A 12,315-nucleotide genomic window follows, 5' to 3' on the forward strand; every position below is an offset into this window, starting at 1 on the left:
GTCTGTATCCGAATGAGGTCCGAACAAGGTCCGAATAAAAGCTGACTAAAGTCCTGTTTTATTGATGAGCCACTATATAGTCATTCATACTAAAAGTCAGATGCGACCTTGTTCGAAATGAAAAGAAATATTAAGTTTGAATTAGCCATGATAAAAAAACTAATCAGCGTATTCCTGTTTTGCCTGTTCGTAAAACTACTGTATTGTCAACCTTATTACTTCAAGCATTATCAGGTTGAAAACGGCCTTTCTAATAATGCGGTTATTTGCAGCATGCAGGATAGTAAAGGTTTTATGTGGTTTGGTACACGCGATGGTCTCAATCGATTCGATGGTTACACCTTTAAGGTCTTTAACCACAATCCACAGGATTCACTTAGCTTAGGAAATAATTTTGTACACAGCCTGTTTGAAGATCGCATCGGGAATATTTGGGTTGGGACCGACTTAGGAATCTATATCTATGATCCACTTACGGAGAAATTCAGCCACTTTGTTCATCATCAAGACGCGGCGATCGCTCATATTCAAGCAGACGGGGAAGGTAATATCTGGTATACGGCCTTTTCATCCTTAGTCCGATACCACACCCAAACAGGGCAAATTAAGAACTTCGGAAAGCTAGGAATGAGTTCAGTAGATGCAGTGTCAGTAAGTAAAATGGGTGTATGGGTCGGCTCTAGCAATGGTGAAATTAAGCTGCTTGAACCTAAATGGGAAAAGACAAAACGCTTTGAAGTTTTCGGAAAAAAATCGTCCATCGGTTCGAGACCGGTTACATGTCTTTTATGGGACGAGAACAAAGAAAGGCTCTGGATCGGCACAGCTAAGGAAGGACTAAAGTTATTATACCCGCTAGACGGATCCTATCAGGATCTATTGAAAAAAAGTGAAAATCAACTGCCCATTTATGTGCATGATATCAAAAGGACGGATGAGGGGCAATATATGGCAGCTACTGAGCTGGGCGTTTTCATCTACGAAGATCGACACAAACGCTTTGTACATTTAAAAAAGGAAGATAATAATCAATGGTCCATCAGTGATAACGCTGTTTATACTATTTGTCGTGATACCGAAGGTGGTATTTGGGTTGGCTCTTGGTTTGGAGGTGTCAGTTATTATCATAAGCAGCATACTTTCTTTGAGAAATTTTTTCCGCAAAAAGGAGAGAATAGTCTTATAGGAAGTGCTGTTCGTGAAATAACGGCAGACAGCTATGGAAATTTATGGATCGGAACGGAAAATGGTGGATTAAACAAATTGTCGCTGACAAGCGGAAGATTTGAACATTTTTCGGTTCAAGGTAAACCTCAAGAACTATCTTCTTCCAATATTCATGGCTTATTAGCGACTGGGGATACTTTATGGGTGGGAACCTTTCACCAGGGCTTAAACCTTATGCGTATATCCACCGGCGAAGTTTTTAAACAGTATACTGCTTCCAATGCGCCATTCCATTTGGGAAGTAATTTCATTTATACCATGTTACGCCTCCGTTCCGGCGAAGTACTATTGGCGACAGACAGAGGAATCTATCAATATTTATATGAAAGAGAGGGGTTTCAACTTGTACGTAATTTTCCGTCGAATATTTTTTATACATCGCTTTTTGAAGACCGGGAAGGTACGATTTGGGCGGGCTCTTGGCGAGATGGCTTATACTTTTACAATCCTAAAACAGGTAATAGAGGAAGGTATAGTCATCAACCGGGTAATATCGCTACGTTGACAAGTAATCGTGTGACTTACATTACGGAAACAAAAGACCGACAGCTCTGGGTCGCTACCGAGGAAGGGCTCTGTCGCCTGGACAAGTCGTTGGGAAAGTTTAAGCAGTATCAATTTCCTCAATCTATGCAAAGCCTATTGGTATGTACAGTACAAGAAGATAATCATGGGGACCTTTGGATCAGTACATCAAAAGGCTTGATCCGTTTTAATCCGCGCGCAAATACCAGTCGTTTTTTTGGAGTTGCAAACGGGCTTTTAAGCGATCAGTTTAACTATAATTCCGTTTATAAAGCACAAAATGGTATGTTATACTTTGGTACCGTAAAGGGTTTAATTCGTTTCAATCCGCGGCGATTACAAGACAAATCCTTTGTACCACCCGTTTATTTTACCGGATTTCAGGTTTATAATAAAGACCTGACGATTGGTGAAAACGGCTCGCCCTTGAAAAAGTCGATTACGTTTACCGATACCATCATTTTAAGACATAACCAATCTACCTTCAGTATCGACTTCGCTGCGCTTAGCTATACATCTCCTGAAATGACAGAATATGTTTACAAGATGGATGGCTTGGACCCCGATTGGACCCACCTTCAGGCAAACCGAAAGGCTTACTTTACTGAATTACCTCCCGGCGAATACATTTTTCGGGTTAGTACAATCAATAGTTTAGGGGTCCGTATCGGGAAGGAGGCAATCTTATCCATTCATATTTTACCGCCATTTTGGGCTAGTAAAGCGGCTTATCTTTTATATACCGTATTGATTATCGTATTAATCTATTATATCGTAGGCTCCTATCACCGCCGTCTGCGGGAAAAGAATAGGTTAAAATTGGAACAGCTTGCACATAAAAAAGAAGAGGAAATGTATCGCGCAAAAATAGAATTCTTCACGCAAGTTGCGCATGAAATAAGAACACCCTTGACCCTTATAAAAGGACCTATGGAGAAAATTATTAAACAAGTGGACGAAGTGCCGACTATTCGAAAGAATTTGTTGATAATGGAAAAGAATACCAATCGTTTGTTGGAGCTATCGGGGCAACTGTTAGATTTTAGGAAAACCGAGGAACAAGCCTTTGTGCTCACTTATCAACATCTTGAGGTAACACAATTTCTAAAAGATCAAGTAGAAAGGCTCGGTCCAACAGCGATGGAGTTGCGTATAAAGATTAAGTTAGAAGTGTTAAAGGAGGAATTATGGGTATATGTTGATGTAGAAGCCTTAGACAAAATGTTAAGCAACTTATTAAATAATGCACTTAAATATGCGGCTAGTAAAATTGTTATTCGTTTACAAAAGGAAGAACTCTTCTTTCGAGTCATTATCGCTAGCGATGGAGAACGAATACCTTCCCATCTACAAGAGAAAATTTTTGAGCCCTTCTACCGGATCAAAGGGAATACGAAATCTGTTGGTAGTGGTCTGGGCCTAGCTTTAGCGCGTTCGCTTGCCGAAATGCATCGAGGCAGCTTGATTTTAGATATTAAGAATAACGAAAACTTTAATACATTTGTATTATCGCTACCACTTAACCATAAAGAATCTGATCTATGATAAATACCCTACAAACCACTACAAACAAACCTGCTTTGCTGCTGGTAGATGATCACCGTGAAATCTTGGATTTTTTAGCAGATGATCTGCAGGAGCATTATCAAGTATTTACCGCTAATGACGGACGAGAGGCTTTGAACTTTTTAGCGGATGAAAGTGTACAGCTCATCATCAGTGATATTATGATGCCCGTAATGGATGGCTATGCTTTATGTGAGACCGTCAAATCTACCGTTGAATACTGTCATATTCCCGTTATTCTACTAACAGCAAAAAACACGTTGCAATCCAAGATACAAGGGCTGGAACTGGGTGCGGATGCTTATGTCGAAAAACCGTTTTCTCCAGAGTACCTGCAAGTTCAAATTGCCAATTTGCTGGCCAATCGGAATAAGTTGCGCGAGTACTTTGCATCCTCTCCATTGGTACACATAAAAACGATGGCCCATTCGAAGTCAGATGAATTGTTTCTCGAGAAATTAAACGATTTGATTCATCAGCGATTGGAAAATCCAAATCTAGACGTGGAGCATTTAGCCGACTTAATGTGTATGAGCAGGCCTACCTTATATCGGAAAATTAAAGCAATATCTAACTTAACCCCGAATGAACTGATTAATGTGGCTCGACTTAAGCGGGCTGCGGAATTGTTGGCTGAAGGCGGATTGAAAATATATGAGATAGCTGAAATGGTAGGATATAGTTCGCAGACCCATTTCGGTAGGAATTTTCACAAGCAATTCGGCGTTTCTCCTTCAGAATATGTAGAGAATCTTAAACAGCGAAACTGACTGTTTTTTTTTCTTGTAGGAACTTGTCAGTATGTTGATTGCTTAAGATTCGTCTGAGTGCAATCGAATGGGTATTTGGAAGCTTCTTGATACAGCTAAATTGACACAATATGCTGAAATATTGATACGCTTCGTTTAGCATTAACAAGCATGCAGCACCTACCTTTGGTTATCGACGAGGGAGTTCTTCGCTCCTTTTTTTACTAACCAATGAGAACGTATGCATACTAGTCAATTGTTAAATGGAAAGGGCAGTGTAATGAAGGTATTCTTTTTACTGATTTTCTTCATCTGCCTTTCGGTTTGCCTGTGGGCGCAAACCACCATCACCGGCTTAGTCCGGGACGAATCAGGCGCACCTTTAGCCGCCGTAAGTGTAAAGGTTAAGAATACAAATACGGGTGTTTCAACCAATCAAGAGGGGCGATACCGTATTGAAGTTCCCAATCAACAAGCCGTTTTGGTTTTTTCCTATGTTAGCTATACCACACAAGAGGTTGCCTTACAGGGAAAGGAGGAAATCAATGTAACCCTCTTGCCTGAAGAAAATTCGCTTGATGAGGTAGTAGTAGTAGGATATGGTACACAACAGAAACGGGATTTAACGGGCGCCGTTTCGGTGGTAAAAACATCTGAATTGACAAAAAGGCAAGTAACAACCATGGGAGAAGCGCTTCAGGGACTGGCGTCGGGTGTTAAAGTGCGCGGAGCAGGACGGCCTGGAGCGGAGGCCAGAGTGGAAATTCGTGGTTTGAAAAATTTAAGCGGTACCAATCCACTCTACGTGATTGATGGAATGATTACAACCGCCAATCGGGATTTTAACCCCAACGACATCGAGTCCGTACAAATTTTGAAAGATGCTTCTGCTGCGGCAATTTACGGCTCGCGCGCTGCTAACGGTGTGATTATCATCACAACAAAAAAGGGAGCCAAAGGGCCGATGAAGGTACAGTTCTCGGGAACAACGAGCGCGCAAACTACACCTCGCTACAAGTTGGCGCAAACAGAAGAGTTTGCCAGACTTAATTATATGGCCTATGACAATGCAGGAGCTACTAGACAAGATTTAGATTTAGGTCAAAATACCGACTGGCAGGATGCGGCTTTCCGTACAGGGAACATGCAAGATTTGAATCTCACTTTTTCGGGCGGTGGAGAGAGTGGTAATTACCTGGTATCGGGGAATTATTTTAAAAATGATGGAACCGTAATCAGCACCGGGTTTGATCGCATAAGCTTTCGCGTAAACACACAAGGTACCAAGGGTATTTTTAGTATCGGTGAGAACCTAGCAATCAGCAATGCAAAAGCTGATGAAATGTCGGGCAACCCTATTGCAGATGTCGTGCGGCTTTTGCCCACCATTCCGGTATATAACCCGAATAACCCGGGAGGATATGGATATGGTGATGAACGGAGGGCGCGGACCTTTGGTAGCAATCCCGTGGCGATTGCTGATTTGGATGATCGGTATAACGAAAATCTACGCATTCGCGGAAATGTCTGGTCTGAGTTGAAGCCGGTTGAATTTCTAAAGTATCGGTTTAACTTAGGTTACGAAACTAGCAGCGATCATTATGCCCATTTACGAAAGCAGGGTAACTGGTCCTTAAATCAAGAATTTCAACCTTCCATCGCCGATGAATATCGTGCTCGCTTTCAATCGATATTAGTAGAAAATACGCTAGCATTTAATAAAGACTTTGGTAAACATTCGGTTAACGCGGTAGTTGGTCAAACCTATCAACGGGATTTATATGCACGTATCTCCGGGATGAAAAGGAATTTAGTCCCTGATGGAAAGGGCGGCTATTACAGTGAGCTCGATCAAGGAAATGAGCCGCAGGCAGGTGGCTATCGGCAAGAAGCTATTATTTTATCTTACTTAGGGCGTATTGAATATAACTACGATAATCGTTATTTATTAAATGGTGTTATCCGTCGCGACGGAAGTTCTCGTTTGGGTCGATCCAATCAATGGGGAAATTTTCCCTCCATATCAGGAGCCTGGCGAATCAGTAATGAAAAATTCTTTCAGAAAGAATGGGTTAACGATTTAAAGTTAAGGGCTAGTTATGGACGGCTTGGAAATAGCACGACGAGTACAGACCTAGCTGGAAATAGTAGTGCCAATTATTGGGATTACTTAGCGGTTATCAACACATTTTCGACTATCGCCATGGGTCGTGATCAGTTGATTTATCCCGGTGCTACCCAGGTCGCGCTGGTTAACCCTGACCTCCGCTGGGAAACCTTGACGCAAAAGAATTTCGGTGTCGACGCTACGTTATTCAATAATAAAATTACGTTAACAGCCGAATATTTTATTGCCGATACGAAGGATGTCTTAACGGCCATGCCTATTGCATTGACAACAGGCCATGATGGAAGACCACCAATAGCCAATGCTGCAAGTCTCAAAAATACCGGTTTTGAACTTTCTTTGGGTTATAATGAAAGCAGCCGAGAGTTTAAGTATTATGTAAACACCAATATTACGACGCTCAAAAACAAAGTGACAAGCTTAGGGTATGGTCGGAACAACATTTTTGTGGGGAATACCGTCACGCAAGTCGGGCAATCTGCCGGTATGTGGTATGTGCTGGAAACGGATGGGCTTTTCCAATCCCAAGAGGAGGTAGACAATTATAAGAATGCAGAGGGAAGAGTTATACAACCTTCGGCCAAACCAGGTGATATACGGTTCAAAGACCACAATGGTGATGGACAGATTACAAATGATGATAAATTGGTGCTAGGATCTCCTTGGGCAGATGTTGAACTGGGAATTAATCTAGGTGCTTCTTATAAGAACCTTTCTCTTACCATGAACTGGTTCGGTGCTTTCGGCGCTACGGTCTACAACGGTTATCACAGCTTAGTAGATCGTTTTGATGATAACTCCAATTATCGCGCCGGCATACAACCCTGGACGCCTGAAAATCCTAATACAGATGTGCCAAGAATGTACTACGGTTCTACGCTGAACTCGCGCGGAGACACCGACCGCTGGCTTGAAAGCGGTAATTTTATGCGTCTTAAATACATCAGTTTATCATATACACTTCCTGAAAGCTGGTTGAAACGCATTGGCTTCCAAAGCGGACAGGTAACACTTTCGGGACAAAACCTGCTGACCTTTACCGGCTATAAGGGGCTCGACCCCGAGTTTAACAATACGAATATATACGAACGCGGGTTTGACAATTTTAGTTATCCAAATCTCAAGACCTATTCGCTGGGTTTGCAATTTGGATTTTAAATTTAATTAGGATACATCATGAAAGGCTTATATATATTGCTCTTTATCTCCCTTTTAACGCTTTGTGGAAGTTGTAAAAAGGATCTATTGAATATAGAAAACCCGAACACACCGACGACGGACGTGTTCTGGAAAACGGAGGAGGATGCCCAGAGAGGTGTCAACTCTATTTATGCTATGTTTTATAAACCGGCTTTGTGGTCGAGATGGATATACTTTCGATTGGATCTTACTTCTGACGAAGGATTTAGCAAAAGTCCTTGGATAGAGTTAGGCGATTGGACGCGATTTCAATATGTGAATTACAATTTCGGCGAAGGAAATGTCTTCACTTGGAAGGATACGTACAAGGCCATCTTTCGATGCAATCAAGTATTAGACAATGTGCCAAATATCACTTTTGCCGACCCGGTAAAAAAAGACAGAATATTAGGGCAGGCTAAGTTTTTAAGAGCATTACATTATTATTACGCGGCTTTATTATGGGAGAATGCTCCACTGGTTCTCAAAACCTCTAAGCCTGATGATTTGCCTCTTCAAAGCACCTTGGCAGAAGTTTGGGCGCAGGTTGAAAAGGATTTAAAAGAGGCCCTGGAAGTGCTCCCGGTTGAATGGGATGACAATAATGTCGGACGGCCAACAAAGGGTGCTGTCAACGCTTATTTGGCAAGGGCATATATGCAACAGCATAAATGGGCAGAAGCTAAACAAGCATTGGATTATTTCTTTACCGGTGAAGGTAATGGTAAATATAGCTTGGTAAGCGATTTTCAGGACAATTTTACCCACACTAATGAAAATAATAGCGAGTCTGTATTTGAAATTCAATTTTCGGACGTAAACAAAACACCGGAGGATGCCGATGGCCCCGGCCAAATGATGAGCAGTCAGCGTGCACAATTCTTTGCGCCAAGGAGTATCGGTTGGTCAGATGGTCAGGCGCGTTACTGGATTGTAGACGAGTTTAAGAAGGAAAAAACAGTCGACGGAAACATTGATCCTCGACTGCGTTATACCCTATTCTATCCCGCTTTGGAAGCAGATTTTGGCGATAAAGTATATGGCAGAAGTTGGCAATGGGACGCGAATGAAGCTTGGTTTCGTAAATATGCCCGAGATTACTTTCGCGATAACGAGGATTACTATGCGCAAAATAATTTCCGTATGGTACGTTATGCTGATATCTTGTTGCTCTATGCAGAGGTCTTGAATGAGTTGGGAAGTACAAGCGAGGCGATTACCTATGTTGATCAGGTGCGGAGCCGTGTAGGATTACCAAACTTGGCGGTTAATCATGCCGCTGCAACACAAGATGCCAATGCTTTTAGAGAACGACTGAAGATGGAGCGGGAATTGGAACTATGTGGAGAAAGTGTGCGCTGGGCAGATTTGAAGCGTTGGGGTGATTTGGAAACGCAAGAGAAGGTGGCAGCTGTTGCCGAGCGGGATCCGGATTTTAAGAATTTCGTGGTTGGTAAACATATTCGTCTGCCAATTCCGCAAATCGAGGTGTTAAATAATCCTAACTTAAAGCAGAATTCGGGATATTAATCAGCGATCAAATCAATGAGAGGTGCCTTTCTTTTAGTGTTTCTATTTTGCTTTTGTGCAACGCAGATATATGGACAGCCTATTGTTTGGGATCGGGGCTCGATGCGAAAAGTATCGGCCCCGGCCAAGCATTACACGAGTTATCCTAGAATGATTGAGCTGCAGGATCAATCTTGGCTATGCATTTACGAATCGGATGGGGATATCGTATGCGCTGAAAGCGTGGACAAAGGCAATTCGTGGAAAAGAATCAGTATTGTAGCAGAACGTAAACCGAGCGTGAATATGTGCGTTCCGAGCATGATTCAGCTGAAAGATGGTTCACTTTTAGCTATGTACAACCCAAGACCAACAAAGAATAATACGGAACATCACTTTGAGATCAGAACAAAAAAAAGCAACGATCTGGGATTAACCTGGCATGATGAACGTTTAGTTTATCAAGCGGGAAATGAATTTAAAAACGGCTGTTGGGAACCAGCTGCTATACAATTGCCAGACGGAGCAATCCAACTGTTTTTTGCTAACGAAGGTTTGTACTTAAGCAGCGATGAACAGAATATCTCGCGATCTACATCCTTTGATAATGGCTTAACTTGGTCTAAAGTGCCAACGATTGTAAGTTTTAGAGCTGGTTTCCGTGATGGTATGCCGGTACCCTTATTAATTGACGATCATAGGTTAGCAATTGCAATCGAAGATAATGGTATGCAGCAATTCAAACCCTATATAATTTATGGGAATGCAAAGAATGATCAAGCCTATCCGGTGCTGGCTAAGGATTCGAATCGTGCTTATGCCTTAAAGCATAAGCTGGCAGATTCGATTTATGCAGGTGCCCCATATTTGTGCCGAACACAAAACGGGTTAACGCTGCTTTCCTACCAAGGGACCGAAGGGCGAAAAAATAAAATGAAATATGCTGACATGAAAGTAGTGGTCGGAGATCGATTTGCTGCTAATTTTGAGCATTGCACGACGCCTTTTCTTATTCCTCCAGATAAATCGGCTTTATGGAATAGCCTAGCAGTTACCTCCGATGGTACTGTTGTTGCCCTGACAGCCACCAATGCCTTTGGTAAAGGCCAAACGGAAATATGGATAATTAAAGGGCAACTAAAACATCGGGAGCCTGAAAGGTAAAGTAAAGATTGGTAAAATTGATGTTGCAAATGGAGGGAAATTTTTGTTTCGCTTAAATATTTATTTTAGCTTTAACACTTCTAGTAGGCTGATAAGTATCTCGTTCAATACAAAATCAGCTAAATAACAAGGACGAAGAATATCCTGATCTATTTTAGTCGATCTTTTAAGCAAGCTAAACAATGAATAAAACCGACAATAACAATTCCCGAAGAAAGTTTCTAAAAAAATTCGGTAGTTCTGCTGTGCTGGCAGCAGCAAGTCCGAGTTTATTAAGTGCAGCAACGAATTTTGCCGATAAGCACGTTCAAATCTTAAAAAAGCGGGGCAGGGTACCTGCTAATGACCGGATTAATATTGCAGCAATAGGTTTGGGTATTATGGGGTTTGGCAACCTAAAAGCGGCACTAAGCAGAGAGGGGATTGAGCTAGTTAGCGGGGCCGACTGCTATGACGGACATTTACAAAAGTTAAATGAGTTGTATGGTAGCCATGTTAAAACAACGCGTCACTACGAGGAGATTTTAGATGACCCGGGAATTGATGCGGTGATCATTTCGACACCGGATCATTGGCACGCCCGGCAAGCGATCGCTGCGATGAAAAAAGGGAAGGCTGTATACTGTGAAAAGCCATTGGTGCATAAAATTGAAGAAGGCGAAGCTTTGATTCGGGAACATCGGAATACAAAAGTAGCCTTTCAGGTAGGAAGTCAATGGGCAAGTTCTATTGTTATTCATAAGGCAAAAGAGTTATACCAACAAGGAGCCATCGGAAAGCTGAATTTTGTGGAAGTTTATACCGATAGATTCGATGCAAAGGGCGCTTGGCAATATTCCATTCCACCGAATGCTTCAGAAACTACATGCGACTGGAGAACGTTTCAAGGCGGAGCAACGGCGCTTCCTTTTGATCCGGTACGTTTTTTCCGATGGAGAAATTATCAAGCCTATGGTACAGGCATGGCAGGTGATTTATTTGTGCACTTGTTTACTCGCTTGCATACCATTACAGGCTCGCTGGGGCCAGAGAGAATTTATGCAACCGGAGGGCTGAATTATTGGAAAGACGGACGTGACGTGGCGGACTTGATGTTGGGGTTATTTGATTATCCTGAAACGCAGCAGCATCCCGCTTTCAACCTTTCTTTACGCGTTAACTTTGTAGATGGTTCCGGAGGGGGTGATAGCATGCGCCTTGTAGGTAATGAAGGAGAAATGGTTTTGGATGGAAATAGTGTCAGTATTCGAAATAAAAAGCTTCCACAAGCACCTGGTTACGGAGGTTGGGACACTTTTGAAACTTTTCCCGAGAAAGTGCAACAGGAATTTGTGTCTCAATACAATGAAAAATATCAGGGCATCAGACCACAGGTATTATCAGTAGGAGAAAATATTTTTCAGGCGCCCAAGGGTTACGATATGCGCGTGGACCACTTTGATGACTGGTTTAATGCTATACGGACTAAAGGTGTTGCCATAGAAGGCCCTGAGTTTGCCATGCGAACCGCAGGACCAGCTTTAGCGGCGAATATCAGTTATAACGAAAAGCGGATCGTCCATTGGGATCCAAGTCAAATTAGACAGAAGCAAAGTTCATAACTTCTCTGCATTTGTCAGTTAGCCATTGAAAGCCGGCTGCCTCAGCTGGCTTTTCAAATAATTTGGAGCCCATACCTACCGCACTAACACCTGCTGCAAACCATTTGGAAATACTATTTTCATCAGGATTAACTCCACCTGTAGGCATAAAAAGCATGTCAGGAAAAAGCGGTTTAATAGCTTTTAGAAAGTCTGGACCTAAACTGCTTCCCGGAAACAATTTTACCAGGGGTGCCCCCAGAACTTCTGCGGTATTGATTTCTGTAGGAGTCATGCATCCGGGTATCCATAGAACGTCTACGTCCAATGTAATTGCAGCAATTTCCGGCTTCACAATTGGACTTACGATAAAATCAGCTCCCAAGGAAAGGTAGTCTTCGGCCTGTTTGGCCGACTTAATGGTGCCTATGCCTAGGTGTAATTCCGGTAATTGCGCGTCGCGAAAAGCTTTCAATTCTTTAAAATTTACCAAGGCTTGACTACCTCTGTTAACAAATTCAAAGACGCGAATACCGCCATCATAACATGCTTTCACGGTATCTAAACATGTTTGTAGGTCATCATGGTAATAAACCGGAATGACTGGATATTTTTTTATTTGTACAATACTTTCTTCAATTGTTTTCATTTTTTTTAAAGTAAAAAGTAAAAAGTAAAAAGTAAAAAG

The 12,315-nt window shown here is 42.1% G+C and carries 7 protein-coding genes; 6 read left to right on the forward strand and 1 reads right to left on the reverse strand.

Going from position 1 to position 12,315, the window contains the following annotated elements:
- The first annotated feature begins 147 nt into the window (after positions 1-147).
- From M1D52_RS03760 to M1D52_RS03785, 6 genes are all read left to right on the forward strand, one after another.
- Positions 148-3,297, forward strand: a complete 3,150-nt coding sequence (locus tag M1D52_RS03760) for a ligand-binding sensor domain-containing protein (protein WP_457941723.1) — start codon at positions 148-150, stop codon at positions 3,295-3,297.
- The gene (locus M1D52_RS03765) at positions 3,294-4,088 is read left to right on the forward strand and encodes a response regulator transcription factor (RefSeq protein WP_130858060.1); all 795 of its coding nucleotides are present in this window, start codon (positions 3,294-3,296) and stop codon (positions 4,086-4,088) included. Before M1D52_RS03760 ends, M1D52_RS03765 begins: the two co-directional genes overlap by 4 nt.
- A gap of 220 nt (positions 4,089-4,308) precedes the next feature.
- Positions 4,309-7,353: a SusC/RagA family TonB-linked outer membrane protein gene (locus M1D52_RS03770; protein ID WP_437394304.1), complete on the forward strand. Its 3,045-nt coding sequence runs from the start codon at positions 4,309-4,311 to the stop codon at positions 7,351-7,353.
- 18 nt (positions 7,354-7,371) lie between these two features.
- On the forward strand, positions 7,372-8,904 hold the full coding sequence (locus tag M1D52_RS03775) for a RagB/SusD family nutrient uptake outer membrane protein (RefSeq protein ID WP_437394303.1): 1,533 nt from the start codon (positions 7,372-7,374) through the stop codon (positions 8,902-8,904).
- 15 nt (positions 8,905-8,919) lie between these two features.
- Positions 8,920-10,047, forward strand: a complete 1,128-nt coding sequence (locus M1D52_RS03780; protein ID WP_437394302.1) for a sialidase family protein — start codon at positions 8,920-8,922, stop codon at positions 10,045-10,047.
- Between the two features lie 182 nt (positions 10,048-10,229).
- Positions 10,230-11,648, forward strand: coding sequence for a Gfo/Idh/MocA family protein (locus M1D52_RS03785; RefSeq protein WP_437394301.1), 1,419 nt, complete (start codon positions 10,230-10,232; stop codon positions 11,646-11,648).
- Here M1D52_RS03785 and M1D52_RS03790 read toward each other — a convergent pair.
- A complete protein-coding gene (locus M1D52_RS03790) occupies positions 11,626-12,276 on the reverse strand; it encodes a beta/alpha barrel domain-containing protein (protein WP_437394300.1) in 651 nt (216 codons plus the stop codon). The two genes, M1D52_RS03785 and M1D52_RS03790, sit on opposite strands and share 23 nt — an antisense overlap.
- Between the last annotated feature and the right edge of the window lie 39 nt (positions 12,277-12,315).

This window comes from Olivibacter sp. SA151, assembly GCF_054130995.1.

Coding starts and splice junctions, on each gene's coding strand:
- M1D52_RS03760 (WP_457941723.1), top strand. CDS start 148: ATGATAAAAAAACTAATCAGCGTATTCCTGTTTTGCCTGTTCGTAAAA.
- M1D52_RS03765 (WP_130858060.1), top strand. CDS start 3,294: ATGATAAATACCCTACAAACCACTACAAACAAACCTGCTTTGCTGCTG.
- M1D52_RS03770 (WP_437394304.1), top strand. CDS start 4,309: ATGCATACTAGTCAATTGTTAAATGGAAAGGGCAGTGTAATGAAGGTA.
- M1D52_RS03775 (WP_437394303.1), top strand. CDS start 7,372: ATGAAAGGCTTATATATATTGCTCTTTATCTCCCTTTTAACGCTTTGT.
- M1D52_RS03780 (WP_437394302.1), top strand. CDS start 8,920: ATGAGAGGTGCCTTTCTTTTAGTGTTTCTATTTTGCTTTTGTGCAACG.
- M1D52_RS03785 (WP_437394301.1), top strand. CDS start 10,230: ATGAATAAAACCGACAATAACAATTCCCGAAGAAAGTTTCTAAAAAAA.
- M1D52_RS03790 (WP_437394300.1), bottom strand. CDS start 12,276: ATGAAAACAATTGAAGAAAGTATTGTACAAATAAAAAAATATCCAGTC.